Source organism: Flavobacterium sp. RSP49, assembly GCF_003968735.1.
In the GTDB taxonomy this organism is placed as follows: domain Bacteria; phylum Bacteroidota; class Bacteroidia; order Flavobacteriales; family Flavobacteriaceae; genus Flavobacterium.
In genome coordinates this window covers 74905-100830 of sequence record NZ_RYDN01000011.1, presented here as the reverse complement: position 1 = coordinate 100830, position 25926 = coordinate 74905, and the positions used below count along the sequence as shown (strand labels likewise).

The 25926-nt window shown below is 35.7% G+C and carries 29 protein-coding genes; 23 read left to right on the top strand and 6 right to left on the bottom strand.

Annotation, left to right across the window (positions count from 1 at the left end; genetic code table 11):
• Positions 1 to 142 precede the first annotated feature (142 nt).
• Positions 143 to 490 carry a toxin-antitoxin system YwqK family antitoxin gene (locus EKM02_RS07990; RefSeq protein ID WP_126453980.1) on the bottom strand — a complete coding sequence of 116 codons (348 nt, stop codon included), beginning with the start codon at positions 488 to 490 and terminating at the stop codon, positions 143 to 145.
• A gap of 225 nt (positions 491 to 715) precedes the next feature.
• Here EKM02_RS07990 and aspS point away from each other — a divergent pair, with 225 nt between their 5' ends.
• The 17 genes from aspS (at position 716) to EKM02_RS07905 (ending at position 16802) form a co-directional block, all read left to right on the top strand.
• Positions 716 to 2461, top strand: coding sequence for an aspartate--tRNA ligase (aspS, locus tag EKM02_RS07985; RefSeq protein WP_126453978.1), 1746 nt, complete (start codon positions 716 to 718; stop codon positions 2459 to 2461).
• A 132-nt stretch (positions 2462 to 2593) separates the two neighbouring features.
• Positions 2594 to 2788, top strand: a complete 195-nt coding sequence (locus tag EKM02_RS07980; RefSeq protein ID WP_007137066.1) for a cold-shock protein — start codon at positions 2594 to 2596, stop codon at positions 2786 to 2788.
• Between the two features lie 290 nt (positions 2789 to 3078).
• The gene (locus EKM02_RS07975; RefSeq protein WP_126453976.1) at positions 3079 to 3444 is read left to right on the top strand and encodes an NADH-quinone oxidoreductase subunit A; all 366 of its coding nucleotides are present in this window, start codon (positions 3079 to 3081) and stop codon (positions 3442 to 3444) included.
• Between the two features lie 86 nt (positions 3445 to 3530).
• Entirely contained in the window at positions 3531 to 4079 is a 549-nt protein-coding gene (locus EKM02_RS07970) for an NADH-quinone oxidoreductase subunit B (protein ID WP_113664545.1), read from the top strand.
• Positions 4080 to 4083: 4 nt separating this feature from the next.
• Positions 4084 to 4605 (top strand): NADH-quinone oxidoreductase subunit C, encoded by a 522-nt coding sequence (locus tag EKM02_RS07965; protein WP_126453974.1) that lies wholly within the window; start codon positions 4084 to 4086, stop codon positions 4603 to 4605.
• Between the two features lie 33 nt (positions 4606 to 4638).
• Entirely contained in the window at positions 4639 to 5877 is a 1239-nt protein-coding gene (locus tag EKM02_RS07960) for an NADH-quinone oxidoreductase subunit D (RefSeq protein ID WP_126453972.1), read from the top strand.
• Positions 5878 to 5959: 82 nt separating this feature from the next.
• Complete coding sequence (locus EKM02_RS07955) at positions 5960 to 6490, top strand: complex I 24 kDa subunit family protein (RefSeq protein WP_126453970.1); 531 nt, start codon at positions 5960 to 5962, stop codon at positions 6488 to 6490.
• 1 nt (position 6491) lies between these two features.
• A complete protein-coding gene (gene nuoF, locus EKM02_RS07950) occupies positions 6492 to 7859 on the top strand; it encodes an NADH-quinone oxidoreductase subunit NuoF (protein ID WP_126453968.1) in 1368 nt (455 codons plus the stop codon).
• 7 nt (positions 7860 to 7866) lie between these two features.
• Complete coding sequence (locus tag EKM02_RS07945) at positions 7867 to 8241, top strand: four helix bundle protein (protein ID WP_126453966.1); 375 nt, start codon at positions 7867 to 7869, stop codon at positions 8239 to 8241.
• 56 nt (positions 8242 to 8297) lie between these two features.
• The gene (locus tag EKM02_RS07940; RefSeq protein ID WP_126453964.1) at positions 8298 to 9347 is read left to right on the top strand and encodes a 2Fe-2S iron-sulfur cluster-binding protein; all 1050 of its coding nucleotides are present in this window, start codon (positions 8298 to 8300) and stop codon (positions 9345 to 9347) included.
• Positions 9340 to 10392 (top strand): NADH-quinone oxidoreductase subunit NuoH, encoded by a 1053-nt coding sequence (gene nuoH, locus EKM02_RS07935; protein ID WP_126453962.1) that lies wholly within the window; start codon positions 9340 to 9342, stop codon positions 10390 to 10392. Before EKM02_RS07940 ends, nuoH begins: the two co-directional genes overlap by 8 nt.
• Positions 10393 to 10597: 205 nt before the next feature.
• Positions 10598 to 11143, top strand: coding sequence for a NuoI/complex I 23 kDa subunit family protein (locus EKM02_RS07930; RefSeq protein WP_126453960.1), 546 nt, complete (start codon positions 10598 to 10600; stop codon positions 11141 to 11143).
• On the top strand, positions 11144 to 11656 hold the full coding sequence (locus EKM02_RS07925) for an NADH-quinone oxidoreductase subunit J (protein ID WP_126453958.1): 513 nt from the start codon (positions 11144 to 11146) through the stop codon (positions 11654 to 11656). It abuts the gene before it with no gap.
• Between the two features lies 1 nt (position 11657).
• Positions 11658 to 11978 carry an NADH-quinone oxidoreductase subunit NuoK gene (gene nuoK, locus EKM02_RS07920; RefSeq protein ID WP_066079401.1) on the top strand — a complete coding sequence of 107 codons (321 nt, stop codon included), beginning with the start codon at positions 11658 to 11660 and terminating at the stop codon, positions 11976 to 11978.
• A gap of 6 nt (positions 11979 to 11984) precedes the next feature.
• Positions 11985 to 13868, top strand: a complete 1884-nt coding sequence (gene nuoL / locus EKM02_RS07915) for an NADH-quinone oxidoreductase subunit L (protein WP_126453956.1) — start codon at positions 11985 to 11987, stop codon at positions 13866 to 13868.
• A gap of 107 nt (positions 13869 to 13975) precedes the next feature.
• Positions 13976 to 15418 (top strand): NuoM family protein, encoded by a 1443-nt coding sequence (locus EKM02_RS07910; protein ID WP_126453954.1) that lies wholly within the window; start codon positions 13976 to 13978, stop codon positions 15416 to 15418.
• A 13-nt stretch (positions 15419 to 15431) separates the two neighbouring features.
• A complete protein-coding gene (locus tag EKM02_RS07905) occupies positions 15432 to 16802 on the top strand; it encodes an NADH-quinone oxidoreductase subunit N (RefSeq protein WP_126453952.1) in 1371 nt (456 codons plus the stop codon).
• Positions 16803 to 16991: 189 nt separating this feature from the next.
• Here EKM02_RS07905 and EKM02_RS07900 read toward each other — a convergent pair whose 3' ends face one another.
• Entirely contained in the window at positions 16992 to 17405 is a 414-nt protein-coding gene (locus tag EKM02_RS07900) for a hypothetical protein (protein ID WP_126453950.1), read from the bottom strand.
• A 163-nt stretch (positions 17406 to 17568) separates the two neighbouring features.
• On the opposite strand from EKM02_RS07900, the gene greA reads away from it, so the two are divergent.
• The 3 genes from greA to EKM02_RS07885 all read left to right on the top strand — a co-directional run bounded on the left by greA (position 17569) and on the right by EKM02_RS07885 (position 19762).
• Positions 17569 to 18045 (top strand): transcription elongation factor GreA, encoded by a 477-nt coding sequence (gene greA / locus EKM02_RS07895; protein ID WP_073204618.1) that lies wholly within the window; start codon positions 17569 to 17571, stop codon positions 18043 to 18045.
• 55 nt (positions 18046 to 18100) lie between these two features.
• Positions 18101 to 18490 (top strand): HIT family protein, encoded by a 390-nt coding sequence (locus tag EKM02_RS07890; RefSeq protein WP_126453949.1) that lies wholly within the window; start codon positions 18101 to 18103, stop codon positions 18488 to 18490.
• 99 nt (positions 18491 to 18589) lie between these two features.
• Positions 18590 to 19762, top strand: coding sequence for a transglutaminase domain-containing protein (locus tag EKM02_RS07885; RefSeq protein ID WP_126453947.1), 1173 nt, complete (start codon positions 18590 to 18592; stop codon positions 19760 to 19762).
• Here EKM02_RS07885 and EKM02_RS07880 read toward each other — a convergent pair.
• Positions 19754 to 20908 (bottom strand): sensor histidine kinase, encoded by a 1155-nt coding sequence (locus EKM02_RS07880; protein ID WP_126453944.1) that lies wholly within the window; start codon positions 20906 to 20908, stop codon positions 19754 to 19756. The genes EKM02_RS07885 and EKM02_RS07880 overlap by 9 nt on opposite strands.
• Before the next feature lie 174 nt (positions 20909 to 21082).
• On the opposite strand from EKM02_RS07880, the gene EKM02_RS07875 reads away from it, so the two are divergent.
• The 3 genes from EKM02_RS07875 (at position 21083) to aat (ending at position 23102) form a co-directional block, all read left to right on the top strand.
• The gene (locus tag EKM02_RS07875; protein ID WP_126453942.1) at positions 21083 to 21958 is read left to right on the top strand and encodes a flavin reductase family protein; all 876 of its coding nucleotides are present in this window, start codon (positions 21083 to 21085) and stop codon (positions 21956 to 21958) included.
• Positions 21959 to 21984: 26 nt separating this feature from the next.
• A complete protein-coding gene (locus EKM02_RS07870; protein ID WP_091203008.1) occupies positions 21985 to 22362 on the top strand; it encodes a DUF3127 domain-containing protein in 378 nt (125 codons plus the stop codon).
• A 101-nt stretch (positions 22363 to 22463) separates the two neighbouring features.
• Positions 22464 to 23102 carry a leucyl/phenylalanyl-tRNA--protein transferase gene (gene aat / locus EKM02_RS07865; protein ID WP_126453940.1) on the top strand — a complete coding sequence of 213 codons (639 nt, stop codon included), beginning with the start codon at positions 22464 to 22466 and terminating at the stop codon, positions 23100 to 23102.
• A gap of 3 nt (positions 23103 to 23105) precedes the next feature.
• Here the strand turns inward: aat and EKM02_RS07860 are convergent, their stop codons facing one another.
• The 3 genes from EKM02_RS07860 to EKM02_RS07850 form a co-directional block, all read right to left on the bottom strand.
• The gene (locus tag EKM02_RS07860) at positions 23106 to 23816 is read right to left on the bottom strand and encodes a HesA/MoeB/ThiF family protein (RefSeq protein WP_126453938.1); all 711 of its coding nucleotides are present in this window, start codon (positions 23814 to 23816) and stop codon (positions 23106 to 23108) included.
• Between the two features lie 239 nt (positions 23817 to 24055).
• Positions 24056 to 25183 (bottom strand): 2-iminoacetate synthase ThiH, encoded by a 1128-nt coding sequence (gene thiH, locus EKM02_RS07855; RefSeq protein WP_126453936.1) that lies wholly within the window; start codon positions 25181 to 25183, stop codon positions 24056 to 24058.
• Positions 25184 to 25321: 138 nt separating this feature from the next.
• The gene (locus EKM02_RS07850) at positions 25322 to 25699 is read right to left on the bottom strand and encodes a GxxExxY protein (RefSeq protein ID WP_126453934.1); all 378 of its coding nucleotides are present in this window, start codon (positions 25697 to 25699) and stop codon (positions 25322 to 25324) included.
• Positions 25700 to 25926 lie beyond the last annotated feature (227 nt).

Genomic DNA, 25926 nt, shown 5'->3' with positions numbered 1-25926 from the left:
TCCGCTTCACATAGCGTGTTTCTTCATGTTTTTCCATTAGGATACTTTTTGTGTATCGCTATTTCAGGACGGGACAAATAGCAGATATAAAAAAGCTTCCAAAATGATTGGAAGCTTTTTTTAGTATTTTTAAAGAATGCTATTAGTTTCTTATAACTAATGCATCTTGTTTCCAAGTTTTTACGGAAGCAATTCTGCTGTTAGAATAGTCTACTTCGTTTAAATTATTGCCATTCCAAAAAAGCCATTTTCCAGTTTTTTCTCCATTTTCATAAATAGCAACAGATAGTTTGTTACCATTTGTGTCGTACGCAGTCCAGATTCCTTCCAATTTTCCATTTTTAAAGAAGCCTTCTTGTTGTACTTTTCCATTTTCAAAGTAGTAAGTTGTTTTTACTAAATCACCTAGAGCTTCTAATTTTGGATTATTTTCTTGAGCGAATACTATTCCTGAAAAAAGCAGTGCGGTTAATATTATATATTTTTTCATGGTTTTGGGTTTTAAAATTCATATTAGCTTAACAAATATATAAATTATTTTACAATAAAAAAACTTTTACTTAACAATTTAGTAACATTAGAATAAAATTTAACATTTTCACGAAGTGCCTTGCGTTACTCATTACTAAAATTTCGTATTTCTCAATTCATTATTCATAATTAGTCTTAAATTTGCAGCCATGTCCAAAGGACAAAATAATCAAAAATTTAGAACATGTATAGAAGTCATAACTGTGGCGAGTTGAACGCCTCACACATTAACACCGAAGTTACACTTGCCGGTTGGGTGCAAAAATCACGTGATAAGGGATTTATGAACTGGGTTGATTTGCGCGACCGTTATGGAATTACGCAATTAATTTTTGACGAAGGGCGTTCGGATAAAACGGTTTTTGAAAAAGCTAAAACCCTTGGTCGTGAATTTGTGATTCAGGTAAAAGGGACTGTTATTGAGCGTGAAGCCAAAAATAATAATATCCCAACGGGAGCGATAGAAATTTTAGTAACGGAACTTACTATTTTGAATGCTTCGCTTACGCCTCCTTTTACTATTGAAGACGAAACGGATGGTGGCGAAGACATTCGTATGAAATACCGTTACCTTGATATCCGAAGAAATCCAGTGAAAAAGAGTTTGATGTTTCGTCATAAAGTAGCGATGGAAGTGCGTAAATATCTTTCAGATTTGGATTTCTGTGAAGTAGAAACTCCTTATTTGATCAAGTCTACTCCAGAGGGAGCCAGAGATTTTGTGGTGCCTTCCAGAATGAATGAAGGGCAATTTTACGCATTGCCACAATCCCCGCAAACGTTCAAACAATTGTTGATGGTGGGCGGAATGGATAAATATTTCCAAATCGTAAAATGTTTCCGAGATGAAGATTTGCGAGCAGACAGACAGCCGGAGTTTACACAAATTGATTGTGAAATGGCTTTTGTGGAACAAGAAGATATTTTGAATGTTTTCGAAGGACTGACCAGACATTTATTAAAAGAAATAAAAGGTATTGAAGTAGAAAAATTTCCAAGAATTACCTATGAATATGCTTTGAAGACCTACGGAAATGACAAGCCGGACATTCGTTTCGGAATGGAGTTTGGGGAATTAAATGAAGTAGCACAACACAAAGAATTCCCGGTTTTTAATGCGGCGGAATTTGTAGTTGGAATTGCAGTTCCCGGAGTTGGGAGCTTAACCCGCAAGGAAATTGATGGATTAATTGACTGGGTGAAGCGTCCTCAGGTGGGTGCATCCGGCATGGTGTATGTAAAATGCAATGAAGATGGAACCTATAAATCATCCGTTGACAAATTTTACGATCAAGACGATTTAGCGCAGTGGGCAAAAATCACCGGAGCAAACCCCGGCGATATGATTTTTGTGCTTTCTGGCCCTACTGATAAAACACGAACACAGTTAAGTGCGTTGCGTATGGAACTCGCCACTCGTTTAGGGTTGCGAAATCCAGCTGAATTTGCTCCGTTGTGGGTAGTTGATTTCCCTTTATTAGAGTTTGACGAGGAAAGTGGTCGTTACCATGCTATGCATCACCCTTTTACGTCTCCTAAGCCGGAAGATATGCACTTACTGGAAACTGATCCAGGGAAAGTTCGTGCCAATGCGTATGATATGGTTTTGAATGGAAATGAAATTGGCGGAGGTTCAATACGTATCCATGATAAAGCGACACAGGAATTAATGTTCAAATATTTGGGCTTCACAGCGGAAGATGCAAAAGCGCAATTTGGATTCCTGATGGATGCGTTTCAGTTTGGCGCACCGCCACACGGCGGATTGGCTTTTGGATTGGACCGTTTAGTAGCCATTCTTGGCGGACAGGAAACCATTAGAGACTTTATTGCCTTTCCAAAAAACAATTCGGGCAGGGATGTTATGATTGATGCTCCGTCTAAAATTGACGAATCACAATTAAAAGAGTTGCATATAAAACTAGCTTAATTGCAGTTTGTCGGTACAATTTGTTAGAAAACGTTGAATATCAATATTTTTGCAAAATAAAAACACAAGATAGTATTTCGTATTATATTAAATATTACATTTGCTCCATTATAAATTATTATTACTATTACAATGCGTACAGGTACAGTTAAATTTTTCAATGAATCTAAAGGTTACGGATTCATTACAGACGAAGAAACAGGAAAAGACATTTTTGTTCATGCATCAGGAATCAACGCGGAAGAATTGCGCGAAGGTGACAGAGTTAGCTATGAAGAAGAAGAAGGAAGAAAAGGAAAAGTTGCTGCGAAAGTAGCAGTGATCTAAGCATAAAAATTAATTTTTTTTGCCTACGAATGTTTAAAACGTTCCGATATTTATCGGGACGTTTTTTTTTGCACCAAAGCGTAGTATTCAAAACGACTACCGATAATTGACTTTGTTAAAACCTGTGGATGTTAAACACATCACAAGATAAAGATCTTTTGTTATTTATAATTAATAAAAACTGTAAATTTACATCGATATAGTGGCCATGTATTTTTAAGTTTTCATTGCTATTTAATAATTTGAAGGGTATCTTTGTCATTTATATTTGTTTAAAAAACCACACAACCATGCAATCCGATCAATTAAGTTATATCCCAATTTTAATGCAACTAATTTTAGCTGTGGGATTTGTTGTAGGCACCATATTAATCTCCGGAAAATTAGGGCCTAAAAGATCTTCAGAAGCGAAAGATAAAAACTTTGAATGTGGTATTGAATCGGTAGGAAATGCCAGAATTCCATTTTCTGTTAAATATTTTTTAGTTGCCATATTGTTTGTTTTGTTTGATGTGGAGGTAATTTTTCTGTATCCATGGGCCGTAAATTTTAAAGAATTAGGAATGGAAGGAATGGTTAAAATGGTGATTTTTATGTCTTTGCTTTTGATAGGTTTTTTCTATATCATCAAAAAGAAAGCGTTAGAGTGGGAATAAAAATTTATTTTAAATATTGAATTTTAAATTTTAAATGGTTTCATTATAATTTACAATTCAAAATTTGTAATTCAAAATAATAAAAGATGAGTGATTCTAAAATAAATATGGTAGCACCACCCGAAGGAGTTGTAGGAGAAGGTTTCTTCGCTACAAAACTGAATGATGTTGTGGGTATGGCTCGTGCTAATTCATTGTGGCCATTACCTTTTGCAACCTCTTGTTGTGGTATAGAGTTTATGGCAACAATGGCTTCGCATTATGATTTGGCACGATTTGGTTCTGAACGGGTTAGTTTCTCCCCGCGCCAGGCCGATATGTTAATGGTAATGGGAACAATTTCAAAAAAAATGGCCCCTATTTTACGTCAGGTATATGAGCAAATGGCAGAGCCTCGTTGGGTAATAGCCGTTGGTGCTTGCGCTTCCTCCGGAGGAATTTTCGATACTTATTCTGTTTTGCAGGGAATTGATAAAGTAATACCGGTCGATGTCTATGTTCCAGGCTGTCCGCCAAGACCAGAGCAAATTGTTGACGGGGTTATGAAATTGCAAGAATTGGTTCGGACTGAATCCGTAAGAAGAAGAAGTTCCCCGGAATACCAAGAATTATTAGCTTCGTATAATATCAAATAAAATAATGGCGCTAGAAACGATACAAATCCAAGAGAAATTAGTTGAGACATTTGATTCAGCTGTTTTTGAATTCAATCAAGAGAGAGATATATTTTCATTTGAAGTTAATGCGGACAAAATTACTGCGGTGATTCTTTTTTTAAAAAATGATCCGATATTCCGTTTTCATTTTTTAACTGATCTGTGTGGAATTCATTACCCAGAGAATGATTTAGAACATCAATTTGCGGTAGTATATCATTTACACAATTGGTACGAAAACAAAAGAATTAAAATCAAAGTGTTTATCAACGGTGAAACCCCTGAAATAAAATCGATATCAAGTATTTTCCTAAGTTCAAACTGGATGGAAAGAGAAACATATGATTTTTATGGGATAAATTTTATTGGTCATCCGCAATTGAAACGTATCCTAAATATGGACGAAATGATTTCTTTTCCAATGCGAAAGGAATTTCCAATGGAAGACAGCGGAAGAACGGATAAAGATGACCGTTTCTTTGGCAGAACAACCGACAATTATTAAAAAAAAACAATTATAATTTTTCACATTAAATAAATGTCAGAACTATTATTATCCCCAGAGCATCGCTATGCTAAAAGAATTGCAGCCCAGTTAAATGAAGATGGAAGCGAGCTTTCTATATTGAATTTAGGTCCTACGCATCCTGCGACTCACGGTATTTTTCAAAATATCCTATTGATGGATGGAGAGCGAATTCTGGAGGCGGAACCAACCATTGGTTACATCCACAGAGCTTTTGAAAAAATCGCTGAAAACAGACCTTTTTACCAAATCACTCCCCTCACGGACAGAATGAATTATTGTTCGTCGCCTATCAATAACATGGGTTGGTGGATGACATTAGAAAAATTATTAGATATTGAAGTTCCTAAAAGAGCACAATATTTAAGAGTTATCGTAATGGAGTTGGCGAGGATTACGGATCACATTATTTGTAATTCAATCCTTGGTGTAGATACCGGCGCCTATACCGGTTTTTTGTATGTTTTCCAATTTAGAGAAAAAGTATACGAAATATACGAAGAAATTTGCGGTGCTCGTTTGACTACCAATATGGGAAGAATTGGTGGTTTCGAAAGAGATTGGTCACCAGAAGCCTTTAGAAAATTAGATGTTTTTTTAGCTGATTTTCCAGCCGCTTGGAAAGAATTTGAAAACTTATTCGAAAGAAATAGAATTTTTATTGACAGAACTGTAAATGTTGGCGCTATATCGGCTGAGCAAGCTATGGCATACGGATTTACCGGTCCTAACTTACGGGCTACAGGTGTTGATTATGATATTCGTGTTGCGCAACCCTATTCTTCTTACGAAGATTTTGATTTTATTGTTCCGGTGGGAAAATCAGGCGATACATATGATCGTTTCTGTGTTCGTAACGCTGAAGTTTGGGAAAGTTTGAGTATTATTCGTCAGGCATTGGAAAAAATGCCAGAAGGCAACGAGTTCCATGCAGATGTTCCTGATTATTATCTTCCGCCTAAGGAGGATGTGTACAACAATATGGAATCCTTGATTTACCATTTCAAAATTGTAATGGGTGAAGTTCCGGTTCCAGTTGCTGAGGTGTATCATCCGGTAGAAGGAGGTAATGGAGAACTTGGGTTTTATTTGGTTACTGACGGAAGTCGGACGCCGTACAGATTGCATTTTCGCAGACCTTGTTTTATCTATTACCAAGCGTATCCTGAGATGATTAAAGGAGCTTTGCTTTCCGATGCAATTGTTATTTTGTCAAGTTTAAATGTTATTGCAGGAGAGTTAGACGCTTAATGATTTCAGATTATTGATTAACGATTTTAGATTTTTAAATAAAATTTTGTGACTTGGCGCCTTCGTGGCAAAAAATATATAAATGGAAAAAACGTATCACAAACAAGAAATAAACATGACTGAAGTCTTGATGAATCGCATCAATGAGTTGATCAGTCATTATCCTGAAGATAAAAGAAAATCGGCATTGTTGCCTGTTTTGCATGAAGTTCAAGACGCTCATGAGAATTGGTTGAGTATTGAATTAATGGATAAAGTAGCTGAAATCCTTTTGATTAAACCAATTGAAGTGTACGAAGTTGTATCGTTTTATACGATGTACAACCAAAGGCCTATTGGAAAATACATGTTCGAATTTTGCCAAACCTCTCCTTGTTGTTTGAACGGAGTCGAGGATTTAATGGATTACACTTGTGAAAAATTAGGTGTAAAAGTAGGTGAAACTACTCAAGATGGTCTTTTTGAAGTAAGAGGCGTGGAATGTTTAGGAGCTTGTGGTTACGCTCCAATGATGCAATTAGGAGACTTTTATAAAGAACATTTGACGGTGGCAAAAATCGACCAGTTAATTGAAGATTGCAAAAATGATACAATAGTTTTACACGATACATAATATGTCACAAAAAATATTATTAGATAGAATAAATATTCCGGGGATTAAAACTTACGAAGTGTACCGTCAGAATGGTGGATATGCTTCAGTAGAAAAAGCCATCAAAACATTAACGCCAGACGAGGTTGTCGAAGAAGTGAAAACTTCCGGATTGCGAGGTCGCGGTGGGGCAGGTTTTCCCGCAGGAATGAAGTGGAGTTTCATTGATAAAAAATCAGGAAAACCAAGGCATCTAGTTTGTAATGCGGATGAATCAGAACCAGGAACTTTTAAGGATCGTTATTTGATGGAATTTATTCCTCATTTGTTGATTGAAGGAATGATCACTTCCAGTTATGCTTTGGGTGCAAACCTATCCTACATCTACATTCGTGGAGAATATATGTGGGTTTATAAAATATTAGAAAGAGCCATTAACGAAGCAAAAGCCGCTGGATTTTTGGGTAAAAATATATTAGGTTCAGGCTATGATTTAGAACTATATGTTCATTGCGGTGCCGGAGCTTACATCTGTGGGGAAGAAACTGCATTGATAGAATCGTTGGAAGGAAAAAGAGGAAATCCTCGAATCAAACCACCATTCCCTGCTATTTCAGGACTTTGGGCTAATCCAACAGTAGTTAATAATGTAGAAACAATTGCCGCGGTGCCGTGGATTGTTAATAATTCCGGTGCAGAATATGCTAAAATTGGTATTGGTCGCTCTACAGGAACCAAATTAATTTCGGCTTCTGGACATATTAAAAATCCGGGTGTTTATGAAATTGAATTGGGTTTAAGTGTTTATGAATTCATGAATTCTGATGAATATTTAGGCGGAATGAGTTCTGACAGACCTTTGAAAGCATTTGTACCCGGTGGAAGTTCTGTTCCGGTTTTACCAGCGCATTTGATTTATAAAACTACCGCCGGTGAAGATCGTTTAATGTCCTACGAATCGTTAAGTGACGGTGGATTTGCAACCGGTTCTATGTTAGGATCAGGTGGATTTATCGTTTATAATGATACGTCTTGCATCGTTCGTAATACTTGGAATTTCTCTCGTTTTTACCACCATGAAAGCTGCGGACAATGTTCCCCTTGTCGTGAAGGAACTGGCTGGATGGAAAAAGTATTGCATAGAATAGAAAATGGTCACGGTCGTGAAGAAGATATCGATTTGTTGTTGAGCATTCAAAGCAAAATTGAAGGTAATACAATTTGTCCATTGGGTGATGCGGCAGCTTGGCCAGTGGCAGCAGCAATTCGTCACTTTAGAGACGAGTTTGAATACCACATTCGTTTCCCTGAAAAAATAAAACATAGAGACCATTTTGTTGCTGAACCTTTTAATAGTCTCAATGTCTTAAAGTCGAAAGTCATAACGTAAAGAAAGAATGGGAAAATTTAAATCGTTTGAAGAAATTAATTCTTGGCAAAAATCTAGATTATTTAATAAAAGGATTTATGAAATAACAGAGAATACAATTTTTAAAAAAGATTTTGATTTAGTTAGACAAATTAGAAGAGCATCAATTTCAATTTCTTCAAATATTGCTGAAGGTTTTGAAAGGAATACAGATAAAGAGTTTGTTTATTTTTTATATGTATCAAAAGCATCAGCTGCCGAAGTAAGGTCGCAATTATATTTAGCATTAGATTTAAACTATATTTCAAAGATAGAATTCGATGAATTATATTTAAATGTTTCGGATATATCAAAATTATTAAGTGGATTTATAAAATATTTAAATGATAGTCAAAAGAAATAAAGTCGAAATGTATTCGGCATTAAGACATTTGACTTTAAGACGTTAAGACTTTAAACATGAAAGTAACCATAGACGGTCAAAGCATAGAAGTAGAACCAGGAACAACAATCCTGCAGGCAGCACGTATGATAGGTGGAGAGGTAGTTCCGCCAGCGATGTGCTATTATTCTAAACTAAAAGGAAGCGGCGGAAAATGCCGTTGTTGTTTAGTGGAAGTGGCAAAAGGAAGTGAAGCTGATCCAAGACCAATGCCAAAATTAATGGCATCTTGTGTAACGGGCTGTATGGACGGAATGGAAGTGAACAGTAAATCTTCGCCAAGAGTAACCGAAGCCAGAAAATCAGTAACAGAGTTTTTATTGATCAATCACCCATTAGATTGTCCGGTTTGTGATCAGGCAGGAGAATGTGATTTGCAAAATTTAAGCTTTGAGCACGGAAAGTCAGAAACGCGTTTTATCGAGGAAAAAAGAACATTTGAGCCCGAAAATATAGGACCAAATATTCAATTACACATGAACCGTTGTATTCTTTGTTACCGCTGTGTGATGGTGGCTGATCAATTGACAGACGATCGTGTGCACGGAGTAATGGACAGAGGGGATCATTCTAATATATCAACTTGTATCTCAAAAGCAGTTGACAATGAATTCTCTGGAAATATGATTGATGTTTGTCCGGTAGGCGCTTTAACAGATAAAACATTTAGATTTAAATCGAGAGTTTGGTTCAGCAAACCTTATAATGCACACAGAGATTGCCCAACTTGTTCTGGAAAAACTACCGTTTGGATGTTTGGTGACGAAATTCAACGCGTTACAGGAAGAAAAGATGAGTACCATGAAGTAGATGAATTTATTTGTAATGGGTGTCGTTTTGATCACAAAGATGTTGCGGATTGGATTATTGAAGGACCGAGAGCCTTTGAAAAAGATTCTGTGATCAATCAAAATAAATACAATAGAAAATTACAAAAAGTGGAAATCGCTACCGAAGAGAATATTCTTTTAGGAAGAGAGAAAGACCGCAAGAAAATAAGCATGGTAGAGTTTCCATTGACTGAAGAAGATATTACGAATCAAAAAAGCTTAGGTAATAATGGATAGTACACTTATCATTGATAAAAGCGTCATTATTGTAGTAGTTTTTGCTATAACAATGTTGATGGCGATGTATTCTACTTGGGCAGAACGTAAAGTTGCCGCATGGCTTCAAGATCGAGTTGGCCCAAACCGAGCGGGACCTATGGGATTGTTTCAACCACTCGCTGATGGTTTGAAATTGTTTTCGAAAGAAGAATTTGAACCTAATACACCAAACCGAGTGTTGTTTTTTGCAGGTCCAGCCATAGCAATGAGTACGGCCTTAATGACTAGTGCTGTTATTCCTTGGGGCGATCGTTTTCATTTGTTTGGCAGGGATATTTTGCTGCAAGCAGCTGATATTGACATAGCATTATTATACTTTTTTGGAGTTGTTTCTGTAGGTGTTTATGGAATTATGATTGGAGGTTGGGCCTCAAACAATAAATTTTCATTGATTGGTGCGGTTCGTGCTGCCTCTCAAATGGTTTCTTATGAAGTGGCAATGGGGCTTTCAATTATCGCTCTATTGATGATGACCGGGACGTTGAGTTTGAGAGAAATTTCAGCACAGCAGTCTGGAATGAGTTGGAATGTTTTTTACCAACCTTTATCTTTTTTGATTTTCTTGGTGTGTGCTTTTGCGGAGACCAACAGAACGCCATTTGATTTGCCAGAATGTGAAACCGAATTAATTGGAGGGTATCATACGGAATATTCGTCGATGAAAATGGGTTTCTATTTGTTCTCTGAATATGCAAATATGTTTATTTCATCTACTATTTTGGCAGTTTTATTCTTTGGCGGCTATAATTATCCCGGGATGAGTTGGGTGGTTGAAAATTGGGGAATCAATATTGCTAATGTTATAGGTATTGGAGTTCTTTTTATAAAAATATGTGGATTCATTTTCTTTTATATGTGGGTACGATGGACTATTCCAAGATTTAGATACGATCAATTGATGCATTTGGGTTGGAGAATATTGATTCCACTGTCTATCATCAATATAGTGATTACGGGTATTGTAATTTTGAGAAGCGATATTGCGGCTTATTTAGGATTTTAATGTCTACTCTTAAAATAAAATTAATTAGCATTAAATTTAATACATAGATCTCAAAATCACTAGCCCTGATAGTAGCGGCATCCTTTTATTTTTTTCTTTAAAAAATAAAAGATACAGCGAATAGCAGGATTAAGCTTCAAATAAAATAAGTAGAAAGGATTAAAATTGAGTGTGCGATTACTTCGTTCCTCGAAATGACTAAAAAATGAGTATAGAAAGCATATCCTTATCGGGAAGGAAAAAAGTGGTCTCTAACAAAGAGATGACTTTTTGGGAAAGAATGTACCTGGTTGCGATTGTCAAAGGCTTGATAATTACGATTCAGCATTTGTTCACCAGAAAAGTAACGATTCAGTATCCGGAGCAAGTTCGTGAAATGAGTCCTGTGTATCGGGGGCAGCACATGTTGAAGCGAGATGAGGAAGGTCGTGAAAACTGTACTGCATGTGGTTTGTGTGCTTTGTCTTGTCCTGCAGAGGCCATCACGATGAAGGCTGAAGAACGCAGAGGGGATGAAAAACATTTGTATCGAGAAGAAAAATATGCTTCGATATATGAAATCAATATGTTGCGTTGTATATTTTGTGGATTGTGTGAAGAGGCTTGTCCTAAAGACGCCATTTACCTGACGACTTCTAAAGTATTGGTTCCTTCAAGTTATGAACGAGAAGATTTCATTTTTGGAAAAGACAGATTGGTCATGCCATTGGATATCGCAATGAAAAATGCTCAACTTAAAAACGCGAACTAAATGTCTACAATACTTATAATTTTTTGTGTATTGGCTGCTATCACATTAGCAACCGCCTTTTTGACAATTTTCAGCAAAAATCCGATTCACAGTGCTATTTATCTAGTGGTGTGTTTCTTTTCGATTGCAGGTCATTATCTATTATTGAATTCTCAATTTTTAGCCATAGTACATGTCATCGTGTATTCTGGAGCGATTATGATTTTGTTTTTGTTCACGATCATGTTGATGAATTTGAACGAAGAAAAAGAAGTCCACAAACCAAGAATAACAAGATTAGGAGCAATTGTTTCTTTTTGTTTGATATGTTTGATTTTGATTGCTATTTTTATCAACTCAAAACCTATTGTTGGCGAATATGTAACCACTGGCGAAGATTATCAATCTATAAAAGTACTGGGTAAAGTGTTGCTCAACGAATATATGGTGCCTTTTGAATTTGCCTCTATATTGCTTTTGGTCGCTATGATTGGTACTGTTTTATTGTCTAAAAAAGAAAAATTGCAAAAATAAAATGAACAATATTTTAAACCACATTGGTATTGAAAATTATATATTCCTAAGCGTGATACTTTTTTGTATTGGCGTTTTTGGGGTGTTGTACAGACGAAATGCCATAATCGTATTTATGTCAATTGAAATTATGCTGAATGCAGTAAACTTATTGTTTGTAGCATTTTCGACGTATCATCAAGATGCGCAAGGACAAGTTTTTGTGTTCTTCTCGATGGCTGTTGCTGCGGCAGAAGTTGCGGTAGGATTGGCAATTCTGGTTTCTATTTTTAGAAATTTAGGTTCAATTACCATCGATAATTTAAAAAACCTAAAAGGATAAATGGAAATGAATACCAATATAGCTTTAGTTTTAGTTCTTGCTCCTTTTTTAGGATTTTTAATCAATGTTTTCTTTGGTAAAAGCCTTGGAAAATCGCTATCAGGAATAATAGGGACCCTGTCAGTTGTGGTTTCTTTTATTGCGACTGCTTATTTCTTCGGTGGAATTGCAGCGCAACCAGAAGGCATTCGAATTGCTCTTTTTGACTGGATCCAAATCAGTACTTTCAAAGTCGATTTTGGATTTCAATTGGACCAACTGTCTATTTTATGGTTGCTTTTTGTGACCGGAATTGGATCTTTGATTCATTTGTATTCGATCAGTTACATGCATGAGGATGAAAATATGCATACCTTTTTTGCGTATTTGAATCTGTTTATATTTTTCATGATCACATTAGTAATAGGAAGTAACTTATTAGTGATGTTCATCGGTTGGGAAGGCGTAGGTCTTTGTTCGTATTTGTTAATTGGTTTTTGGCATAAAAACCAAGAGTTCAATGATGCAGCTAAAAAGGCATTTATTATGAACCGTATTGGGGATTTAGGGTTGTTAGTTGGAATTTTCATTCTGGGTAATTTATTCTCGACTTTAGATTACGCTACTTTAAAAACTGCTATTGCCGGTGCAACGGATCTTGATATGTATTGGCTTTCTGTTGCTGCTTTCGCGTTATTCATTGGTGCTTGTGGTAAATCAGCACAAATTCCATTGTATACGTGGTTACCGGACGCGATGGCGGGACCAACACCGGTTTCGGCACTGATACACGCGGCGACGATGGTAACAGCAGGGATTTTTATGATTACCAGATTGAATTTCTTATTTGATTTGACTCCGGATGTACAATCGATTATTGCTATTGTTGGAGCCGTTACTGCTCTGGTTGCTGCAACCATTGGACTGCTGCAAAATGATATTAAGAAAGTCTTGGCGTATTCTACTGTTTCTCAACTGGGATTAATGTTTTTGGCTTTGGGATTGGGCGCCTATGAAGTGGCTGTTTTCCATGTAATCACGCACGCTTTCTTTAAAGCTTGTTTGTTCTTGGGTTCCGGTTCTGTAATTCATGCTTTGCACGGTGAACAAGACATGCGCAAGATGGGTGGATTGAAAAAAGCAATGCCAATTACTTTTGCAACAATGCTTATTGCTTCATTAGCGATTTCAGGAGTTCCATTATTCTCCGGTTTTTTCTCTAAAGACGAAATATTATTAGTGGCTTTCCATAATAACATTCCGTTATGGATTGTGGCTTCGGTTGCCTCTATAATGACTGCTTTTTATATGTTCCGTTTAATGTTTTTAACGTTCTTCCAAGAATTCAGAGGAACAGCAGAACAAAAGCACCATTTGCACGAAAGTCCAGCTTTGATTACCATTCCTTTGATTGTTTTGGCAATATTGGCTACTATAGGTGGTATGATCAGTTTGCCTGGAAATAGTTGGTTGAATGAATATTTGACTCCTATTGTACCTAAATTAGCCACGGCAGAACACCATTTAGGAACTACTGAATACATCTTAATGGTTATTGCTGTTGTGGGTGGATTGGTTGGAATTGGTATTGCTTACGCTAAATACATCAAACAAAACGAGGTTCCTACAGAGGATGCGGCCATTACAGGATTTTCTAAAGTTCTTTACAATAAATATTATGTGGACGAATTTTATGATGCTATTTTTGTTAAACCAATTAACTTTTTGTCTCGTTTTTTCAGAGACACAATAGAAACGGGTGTAACAGCTTTTGTTTTTGGTATTGGAAAAGTAGCAAACGAAATAAGTTTTCAAGGAAAGAAAGTCCAAAACGGAAGTATCGGTCTTTATCTCTTTGCCTTTGTTTTAGGACTTTGTGCTATTGTTTCGTATTTGTTTTTAGCAGAATAACCGAATTTATACACAAGTTTTCATAATACTAAAATTATAATTTCATAATAAATTTTCTTTTAAAAATCTGGTTCGAAGGATGTTTAAAAAACAATAAATAATTACAAATGAATGTATCTCTAATATTAATTATACTTTTGGTCGGTACGTTTGCAACGTATCTTGCAGGCGATAAGCTAGCTTCAAAAGTAGCTTTGTTCTTTGGGTTAGCTGCTGCAGGCGCTTCAATTGTATTATTAAATCACTATAATTTAGGTGAAAACATCAGTTTCATCAACCAGTGGATTACGCAACCTAATATTTCTTTCGCTCTAAAAGCAGATGGATTGTCAATGGCGATGCTTTTATTGACTACGGTTTTGACTCCAATAATTATATTTTCTTCTTTTGGAAATCAATACGAAAATTCAAAATCTTTTTATGCGTTAATCTTGTTCATGTCATTTGCAATGGCAGGAACATTCTTAGCATCAGACGGTTTGTTGTATTATGTTTTTTGGGAATTATCATTGATTCCAATTTACTTCATCGCTTTAATTTGGGGTAACGGAGACGTAGAAGAACGCAAAAAAGCAGTAGTTAAATTCTTTATCTACACCTTAGCAGGTTCTTTATTTATGTTAGTGGCTTTTGTTTATATGTATCAAAAAGCGGGAAGTCTTTTATTAGAAGATTTATACAAATTGAACCTAACAGCAACTGAACAATTGTGGATATTCTTAGCTTTCTTCTTGGCGTATGCCATTAAGATTCCATTAATTCCTTTTCATACTTGGCAGGCAAATGTGTATCAGAAAGCACCAACCGTTGGTACGATGCTTTTGTCAGGGATCATGCTAAAAATGGGATTGTATAGCGTTATTCGTTGGCAATTGCCTTTGACACCTCTGGCAGCTAAGGAATACATGTATATTTTCATCGGACTTGGACTTGCAGGGGTGATTTACGGGTCTATCGTTGCATTGAAACAAAAAGATTTGAAGAAATTATTAGCGTATTCTTCTTTGGCTCACGTTGGATTAATAGCAGCCGGAACGTACACGTTGACATTAGACGGATTGCGTGGTGCTGTTTTACAAATGATTGCACACGGATTTGTAGTTGTTGGATTGTTTTATGTAGCTGAAATTATTTATAGAAGATATGAAACTAGAGCAATTGCTGAAATGGGCGGCATTCGTTCACAGACACCAAAATTTACATCAATGTTTTTAATCTTGGTTTTAGCCTCTGTTGCTTTGCCAACTACTTTTAATTTCATTGGAGAATTCACCGTTTTATACAGTCTTTCACAAATCAACATTTGGTTTGCTATTTTAGGAGGAACAACCATAATATTAGGAGCGTATTATATGTTGAAAATGTTTCAACATGCCATGTTGGGCGAAACTAATTCAAAACCTTTTCCGGATGTAACGTTCAATGAAGGATTAACTTTGGTACTAATAATTGGTGTTTTATTCTTTTTTGGGATGTATCCAAAGCCAATTACTGATTTGATTACCCCAAGTCTGGAAGAAATTTTAACTCAAATAAACCGAATTAACTAAGTCAAATAAAAAAATGAATACATTAATAGCTATAATAGGATTAGGTGTTTTATGCCTTTTATTTGAAATCTTTAATTTAAGAAGAGCCATTGTTCCAATAATGATTATTGGATTATTGGGAGTGCTGGGTTTAACTATATCTGAATATAATTCAACGGAAAGTTACTATAGCAACATGATTGTTGTGAGTAAATTTTCAACTACTTTTTCATCTTTGTTTATTGTGCTAACCATTTTCTTGGTAGCTTTAGGACATAATTTTTACGAAAATCACCAATCTAAAATCTCGGATTATATTGCCATAAAAATATTTTTATTAGCAGGGGCAGTGGCAATGGTTTCTTTTGGAAACTTAGCGATGTTCTTTTTAGGAATCGAAGTGTTGTCCATTGCACTTTACATTCTTGCTGCAAGTGACCGTTTGAGTTTGAAAAGTAACGAAGCGGGAATGAAATATTTTTTAATGGGATCTTTTGCCTCTGGAATCATTCTTTTTGGGATCTGTTTAATTTATGGTGCCATGGGAAGTTTTGACGTTACTGAAATCAGTGAATTGTCGCAATCAGCGGAATTGCCAGTTTGGTTTCCAATAGGAATTGTGTTGGTTACCATAGGGATGTTGTTTAAAGTGGCGGCAGTTCCATTTCATTTCTGGGCACCTGATGTTTACGAAGGTTCTCCAGCGTTGACCACTGCATTAATGAGTACTTTGGCAAAAGTAGTTGCTATGGCTAGTTTGTACAAATTACTATCAGTAATGAATGCGGATGTTTCTGAGTCATTCAAAATGGTAGTCGTTGTGATTTCGATGGCTTCGATGACCGTTGGTAATATTATGGCATTGAGACAAACAAACGTGAAACGTATGTTGGCTTTTTCTGGCGTTTCTCATGCCGGTTTTATGTTGATGACTTTGTTGAGTTTGTCTACATCAGCTGGAAGTTTGTTGTATTATGCCTCAGCGTATTCTTTATCTGGAATCGCTGCTTTTTGTGTGATTTTATACGTTTGTAAAAATAGAGACAACGAAGATGTTGTAAATTTCCACGGATTAGGAAAAACCAACCCTTTATTAGCGGCCATTCTTACGGCAGCTTTACTTTCTATGGCAGGTATTCCTATTTTTGCGGGTTTCTTTGCTAAGTTGGTTTTGTTCAATCAAACGATTCAAGCGGGTTATTTGACTTTAGTGATCGTAGCAGTGATCAATTCGATTATAAGCGTTGGGTACTACTTCAAATTGATTTTGGCGATGTACACTAAAGAACCAAACGAGGAACGAAAAGGAACGCCGGTTGTTATTTATGCGGTTGCCATTGTAGCAATTGTGTTGAATATCGCATTAGGGTTGTTTCCATCCTTAGTGTTGGATTTGTTGGTATAAATTAATGTTCCAATACATCGTCTTTGTTATCAAAAGAAAAATAGTGCTTTTGGCTTTCAATTGACCGTAAATAATCTATTCGATAACAAAGTCAAAAACGATTATTCTTTTCCGGACTATTTGGTTAGCGAGCGCACCACATTTGTTTTGCCGCGAGTATTCTTGTTATCGGTGTGTTATAAGTTGTAATTAATTATAAACTCGAAGTGACGTTCCATTGACTTGAACCCGATATTGCTTCATGGGATATTGTAAAGTTCCTTGTCCGGTAAATAAACTGTATTCTTCGCTGTCACACCCGCAAAGGGCATTGATTCCTTTTATAGTCATGGTAGAGCAGGAACTTATCGCTTGATTGGGGCAAGCCGCATCAAAAGCATTGTATCCACTACCGGTATTAAAAACGATAACGCCTCGAGCGCCTATTCCGGTTACATAAACAGCATTACTAACGAATTTTAGATTAGAGTATTCCGGCAAATTCAGGTTTAGGTCTACGACGAAAGTATAATTAGGCACAAATGGATTGGTGTTGTTAAAACCAGAATCACTACACGAAAAAAGGAAAGGAATGACAAGAAAAACCAGTGCGTATTTTTTCATTTTAAAATATAGTCAAAGTATTAGTGAAACAAATTTAATTTATTTAACTTTGAATTATATATGATTAACATATATTTATAGGCAAAAAAAAATATAGTAGTATCTTTGTGGAAAGAAATCCCGTCCTGATGGGATTTTTTCTATTTATATAAAGGAATAAGTTATGAGTACAGTATCGTATTACACCGCAGAAGGGTTAAAGAAATTAAGAGAAGAATTGGATTATTTAAAAAGCGTAATGCGCCCAAAAGCCTCTGCTGATATAGCCGAAGCACGAGATAAGGGCGATCTTTCTGAGAATGCAGAATACGATGCCGCAAAAGAAGCACAAGGGATGCTGGAAATGCGTATTGCTAAAATGGAAGAAGTACATTCTAACGCCAGATTGATTGATGAATCTCATTTAGATCTTTCTAAAGTATTGGTTTTATCGAATGTAAAAATTAAAAATCAAACCAACGGAATGGAAATGACCTATACGTTAGTTGCCGAAAGTGAAGCTGATTTAAAAACGGGTAAAATCTCGGTAACCTCACCTATTGGGAAAGGTTTATTAGGGAAATCAGTTGGAGAATTTGCTGAGATCACGGTTCCAAACGGTGTGTTGAAATTCGAAATATTAGAAATATCTCGCGACTAATTAAAGGTTTATTCGGTTAACCGATTAATCGATTCAACAATTAACCAATTTCACAATGTCAAGTATATTTACAAAAATCATAAATGGAGAAATTCCATGCTATAAAATTGCAGAGGATGAAAATTTTCTGGCTTTTTTAGATGTAAATCCAAATGCAAAAGGACATACCCTTTGTATCCCAAAACAAGAAATTGATAAGATTTTTGAAATCGAAGATGATTTATATATAGGGCTGATGCAATTTTCTAAAAAAATAGCAGTTGCCCTTGAAAAAACAGTTCCGTGTAAACGGATCGGAATGGCGGTTGTAGGACTCGAAGTTCCCCATGCGCACGTACATTTAATTCCGTTGAATGAAATGGACGAAATGCGTTTTCAAAATAAAGTATCCTTGTCCAATGAGGAATTTGAAGCCTTAGCAACAAGCATAAAAACCAATTTATAATAATTGCAGAAATCGAGTAAATTGGTATGATTTTAGTTTAAAAGGGGACAGGTGAATACCGGTTCCCTTCTCTGATTTAGGGAACTTACATTCGAGATTATGAAAAATATATTTTTGTTTCTTTCCCTCTTTTTCTCTCTTCTGAGTGCTGGACAGGTTTATTCAGGATATTTGTTAGTTGATGCTAAAATGGATGCTGTTCCTGCTAATTCAACAACTTCTATAGATGCTATTGGTTCCTATATCAATGCTAATTTTAATACAGAAACCGATAAAATAAGAGCTGCTTTCTATTGGACCGCATCTAACATCAGCTATGATGTTGCGAATAGGTATGCTGTGAATCCCAATGAAACAGAAGCTGAGAAAATAACGAAGACATTAAAAACTAAAAAAGGGGTTTGCATTCATTATGCAACGGTTTTTAATGCGCTTGTGCAAAAGATAGGAGTCCAATCTTATATCATTGAAGGATATACCAAACAAAACGGAAAAGTAAGTGACTTGGCTCATGCTTGGACAGCAGCTAAAATTGACAAAAAGTGGTATGTATTTGATCCCACATGGGGTTCAGGGTATGTCAATAATGGGCGATTTTCAAAAAAGCTGAACAATATTTATTTTAAGTCTGATCCGGCTAAAATAATCGCTTCGCACATTCCATTTGATTATTTGTGGCAATTTTCGAATTTTCCTATTACTAATGGTGAGTTTTATGAAGGAAAGATCCAAAGTAGTATAACCAAGAACCATTTTGATTTTGAGAAAGAAATCAACAAATACAATGCTTTGTCTGAAGCCGATCAGTTGTTTGCCTCAGCAGAAAGAATAGCAAGAAATGGAGTAAAAAATGCTATGATTCTGGAGCGTTACGAAGGCAAAAAGGAACAAAGGACTTTTTTGCGGCACAACATGAATATTGAAAAATTAAATGTGGTTGTCATCGAATTGAATGAAGCGGTTGTATTGTTGAATGATTTCATACACTACAGAAATAATAAGTTTAAGCCTTCTTTTTCAGATACTGAAATTAGCCGAATGATTGAAATTCCAAGAATGAAACTCGTAAAATGTCAAAACGATATGTACAGTTTGGGCTCCACTGGTAATCAAAACACATCTAATGTAGCATCGATTAAAAAATCAATTGAAGCCTCTTTGGCGCAAGCCGAAGAGCACGCATTGTTTGTGAAAAATTATTTAAGTAAGTCCAAAATAGTCAGAAAAACAATGTTTTCTAAAGTTACATGGTTTGGAGTTCCATTACGCTAGGTTGTTTTTTTTAAAACTCACTTGCATCGTTGTTCCTTTTCCAATTTCGGAATTCAAGACTTTTATGGTTCCTTTGTGGTATTCTTCCACGATTCTTTTGGTTAGTGAAAGTCCCAATCCCCAACCTCTTTTTTTAGTTGTAAAACCTGGTTCAAAAATACTTTTGAATTGTTGTTTCTGAATTCCTCCACCGGTATCAGAAACATTTATTTTTACACAATCGCCTTCTTGTACAATTTCTAAAGCTAATTTTCCTTTTCCTTTCATTGCATCGATAGCGTTTTTTACTAAATTCTCGATGGTCCAACTGTGCAGCGTAGGATTAAGAGATACCATAATAGGAGTTTTTGGCGCTTGGAACGAAAACTCAATTTGTTTGGAGAATCGGGATTGCAAATAGTCGTAAGATTGCTGTGTTTCGGCTACAATATCTTTGTTTTCTAATTTGGGTTCCGATCCTATTTTTGAGAAACGATCGGTAATGGTTTGCAAACGCTCAATATCTTTTTCAATTTCAAAAGTAGTACTTTCATCCATGTTTTCAGATTTTAGGAGTTCAACCCAGCCTATCAGTGACGAGAGCGGCGTTCCTATCTGATGCGCCGTTTCCTTCGCCATTCCTGCCCAAAGTTTGTTTTGTGTTGCCATTTTGGTGCTTCTATAAAAATTATAAACTAAACCGCCAAAAAGCACTATGATCAGCACTAAAGCAACGGGATAATATTTCAATTTATTCAGTAAAGCCGAGTTGCCGTAATATAATTTTTGAAATTTCCCAGGAACATACTCAATGACTATGGGCACGTTTTCGTTTTTCAGGTTATGCAAGAATGCGGCTGCCTTTGAATTATTTTTTACAATAGCATCGTCAATATTTACGGTGTTTATGATGCTGTCATTCTCTGTCAGTATAATAGGAATTGAAGTGTTGTCACTGAAAATTTGCAACGGAAGATCAACATCTGTATTTTCATTGGCATTAATGAGTGTTTTTTGGGCTTGTGCCCAAAGATTCATTTTTAATCGTTCTTCGTTTTTGAAGATTTGAAAAAAAGTGTATGTGTTCCAAAGAATCAGTGAAATGATTAAAAAAGAGGCAGAAATTATAATCCAACGGGTTGTATTTCTTCTTTCAGAAAACTGCATAAATGAAAATTTGAATTATAAATATAACGAAATAAACGCTGTGGTATTTTAGTTTTAAAGAAAGATTTTTTTTCAGAGTAAATTCAGATGTAATTTTATTCTAATTGGATATACTCTTTCATAAACTGATCCGATTTGTTTACTTTTGTACCACACTGCTATAAAGTAAAAAATATGATTACGATTGATCCTAAAAGTATCGAAACAGCAAAATTACAAGGCTATTTGCAAAGTTCAGTTGGACCTAGACCTATTGCTTTTGCCAGTACTATGGATGCGGAAGGTAATGCTAATGTATCGCCTTTTAGTTTTTTTAATGTGTTCAGCGCCAATCCTCCAATCCTTATTTTTTCACCAGCAAGGCGCGTTCGTGATAATTCGATAAAACACACGTTGATCAATGCTGAAGCAACTCGGGAAGTAGTTATTAATGTGGTGAATTATGACATGGTACAACAGATTTCGCTGGCCAGTACAGAGTATGCTGATGGTGTGGATGAGTTTTTAAAATCAGGCTTGACGCCGATTACTTCGGAGGTGGTGAAACCCTTTCGAGTAAAAGAATCACCGGTTCAATTTGAATGCAAAGTCACTCAGATTATTCCGTTAGGAACAGAAGGAGGTGCAGGGAATTTGGTGCTGTGTGAAGTTGTCCGCATTCATATTGACGAGTTTGTTTTAGACGAAAATGGTGCGATTGATCAATATAAAATTGACTTGGTTTCCAGGTTAGGCGGCAATTGGTATTCCAGATCAAACCAAGGGCTTTTTGAAGTGCCAAAACCATTGTCTACTTTAGGAATTGGAGTGGATGCCATTCCAAATTTTGTTAAAGAAAGTTCGGTTTTTAGCGGAAATGATTTAGGGATGTTAGGGAATATAGAAGCCTTGCCCACAATGGAAGAAGTTAGTATATTTGTAAAACAGAATTTTGCTGTAAAAGGAGTTTTAAGTGCTGATGACCAGCAAAAAGTACACTTGGAGGCAAAAAAATACCTGAATGAGAATGATGTCTTATCGGCTTGGAAAGTACTTTTGGCAAAAAAATAATATAAATAACATTAAAAACAACGAAGATGGAAGTTACAGGAAAAATTAAAATGCTTGGGGATGCAAAAAATGTGGGAAGCGGAAGTTTCTTAAAAAGAGAATTGGTCGTAACCACTGAGGAGCAATATCCACAACATATTTTAGTAGAATTTGTACAAGATAAATGCGATTTATTGAACAGTTTTAAAGTGGGTGAAGCGGTTAAAGTTTCGATCAATTTAAGAGGACGCGAATGGGTTGACCCACAAGGAGTGACTAAATATTTTAATGCAATTCAAGGATGGAGAGTAGAAAGAGTAGCCACAGAAGCCACTGCTGCTCAAATGCCTCCGATGCCGGCTGCTGAAGCATTTGCACCAGCAACAAACCTAAACGAAGAAGAAGCAGACGATTTGCCTTTCTAAGGGATGAAAAAGTTAGAATTTAGAAGTCAGAAGTTTGAGTTTTACTTGAATTTCTGACTTTTTTATTTTTTGAAATTGCTATTGATTTTTGAAATTGAAAAATGTATTATTTATCCCCAACCTTATTTTTTCCTCCTGTTGACCAAGCAAATCATGACGGAATTTTGGCCATTGGAGGTGATTTGTCCCCGGAACGCTTGCGACTTGCGTATCAAAGTGGCATTTTTCCTTGGTTTGAAGCGGGAGAACCCATTATGTGGTGGTCTCCAAATCCCAGAATGGTGCTGTTTCTCGATGAATTGATTGTATCTAAAAGCATGCGAAATATCCTGAACCGGAATATTTTCAGTGTTACTTTCAATCAAAATTTCAGAGATGTAATTTCAAATTGTCAAAATATAGAACGTGACGGTCAAAACGGGACTTGGATTACCAATGACATGATTGAAGCCTATTGTAAGCTGCATGAATCAGGTATTGCAAAATCAGTTGAGGTTTGGCAAGATAAAGTATTAGTTGGTGGTTTATATGGAATTGATTTGGGAGGTGTTTTTTGTGGTGAAAGTATGTTCTCGAAAGTATCTAATGCGTCGAAAACGGCTTTTATAGCTTTGGTCAACCAATTAAAAAAAGAAGATTACAAACTTTTGGATTGTCAGGTTTATAATCCGCATCTTGAAAGTTTAGGTTGCAGGGAAATCGACAGAACAGATTTTATGGAAATTTTAAAAAGTAAATAACTCTTAAAATTCCAGCTTCTTAAAACTCCAATCCAGCGTATTAAAAAGAACCAATTCATTTTCCAATGTCGGTAAATCCATAACAAGTTTCAACGTTTCATGCGCCATCATAGTGCCAATAATCCCAGGGAGCGTACCCAGTACTCCGTTCAAATCACAATTAGGAACATCTTTAGGATTTGGAGGTTCTGGGAATAAGTCCCGAAGATTTTTATTTCCATTATGGTTAAAAACGGACATTTGCCCCTCGAATTTTAAGATGCTGCCGTAAATTAATGATTTTCCTAATGTTACGCAAGTATCATTTACCAGATAACGGGTTTTGAAATTATCACAACCGTCAACAATTACATCAAAATCCTGGATGATTTGTACTGCATTTTTAAAGGTTAATTTTTCTTCAAAAGCAACAACATTAATCAATGGATTCAGAGTTTCTATAACCGATTTTGCCGTGATTGCTTTTAATTGACCAACGTGCCTCTCCGTATATAAAATTTGACGGTGTAAGTTGTGCAATTCGATTTTGTCAAAATCAACTATACCAATAGTTCCTACTCCGGCCGTTGCAATATATTGTAAGATTGGACAACCCAATCCGCCTGCGCCGATCACTAAAACTTTCGCTTTTTTGAGTTTTTCCTGTCCGGAATCGCCTATTTCCGGCATCATCATCTGGCGGTTATAGCGTAAAAAATCTTGAATAATACTCATTTTTTTAGTCTTAAAGTTGAGAAGTCATAAAGTTGGAAAGTCATAAAGTCAAAAGTCATAAAGTCAAAAGTCATAAAGTTTTAAAGTCAAAAGTTAAAAACAAGTCAGTTCGAGCGCAGTCGAGAACTTTTTTAAAGTTAGTTGCTATTAGTAATAAATATTAAGGTGTGGCCCCATGTTGCTTTCTAAATTTTTAGACTCTTGTCTCTTGTCTAATTTTTTTGTTGATTTCTAAACTTTTAGACTTTCGACTTTTGACTAAAATTTCTGTCCCAATCTTTCCAAACGGGCTCGTATCCTTTGCTGGAAATAATTTTTGCAATCTCTGCCGCAGAACGTTCGTCACTGATTTCAAATTGTTCCAAAGATTGCGGATCAACAGCATATCCGCCAGGATTAGTTTTAGAACCGGCACTCATACTAGTGATTCCAATGGGAATAATATTGTCCCGGAATTTTTCGTTCTCCCGGGTAGACAGGGAGATTTCTAAGTCTTCATTCCACAAACGGTAGGCACAAATGAGCTGGGTCAAATCAGCATCATCCATGATAAAGTTGGGTTTAATTACACCTTCTGCCGGTCGTAATCTGGGAAATGAAACTGCATATTTCGTTTGCCAATACGTTTTTTGTAAATAATCTAAATGCAAGGCATTAAAAAAACTGTCAGTGCGCCAATCTTCTAATCCCAATAAGACACCCAAGCCTATTTTATGAATGCCCGCAGTTCCTATGCGATCGGGTGTTTCTAAACGAAAATCAAAATTGGATTTCTTTCCTTTGGTATGGTACTGTTTGTAAACATCTCGGTGGTAGGTTTCCTGATAGACTAAAATAGAATAGACACCGGCTTCGTGTAATTGTTCGTATTCTTCTGTTGACAAGGGTTGTACTTCGGCTGAAATGGTGGAGAAATCATTTTTTATTTGCGCAATTGCCTTTAGAAAATAATGAATGTTTACGGTCTGATTGGCTTCGCCTGTAACTAATAAAACATGATCAAATCCTGCTTTTTTTAAGACTTCAATTTCTTGCGTAATTTCATTCTCGGTCAGTGTTTTTCGTTTGATTTTGTTGTTTAAACTAAACCCACAATACGTACAAATGTTCTGACACTCGTTGCTTAAATACAAAGGGGCATACATTTGAATCGTTTTGCCAAATCTTTTTTTGGTTGATTCCTGTGTGAGTTGTGCCATTTGCTCTAAGTAAGGTTTGGCAGCTGGTGAAATCAACGTCAAAAAATCATCGAGACTGCGTTTGTTTTTGCCTAACGCAGATTCGACTTCTATCGAAGTGGTATGGTATATTTTTGTTTTGATTGTTTCCCAATCATAGTTGTCAAAAACCGATCTAAATGTGTTCATTGTTTTATTTTTTTTCGCAAAAAGGATATGCGGTTTTTGGCATGCAGATTCTGCAAATTTTCGCAGATTTTTTTAACCGTTTTTTTAATTTTAGCTGTATAAATATGTGAAATCTGCGTGCTAATTTTTAATCCTTAATTATAATTTATTTGCAATTCGTTTAATGTCATCTATAATAGAGTCTGTATTAAAATTGACAAGTAGGCCTAATTTTTTATTAGTAAGTTTTAAATAGTTTGTAATTTGTTTGTAATGAATAGGTGCTAAACCTTCGACAGATTTCAATTCAATAATTACTTTGTCTTCTACTAATAAATCAATTTTAAAAGCAACATCTAATATGATTTCATCGTAAGGAATAGTGATTTCTAATTGTCTTTCAACTTTTAAATTTATTTTAGTTAATTCATAATACAAAGCGCTTTCATAAACAGATTCAAATAAACCTGGACCGAGTGTATTGTACACTTTGAAAATGGCTCCTCTTATTTTGAATGATATGTCGTTTTCGGTCATTTTTAAGAATTTAAAAATTAGTACTAATTAAAAACTAAATGTAGTTATTTTAATACAACTATAAATTTCTGTAGTCTGTAAATTATGCGAATTTTTGCAGATTCTTTTTAAGTTTTTATATGCGTAAATCTGCGTGCCATTTTTTCAACAGTTTTCTTGTAAATAGACCAAAAATATAGTACTCATTATAAATTAAATCTAGCTATTTCAATGCGATTTATAATTTT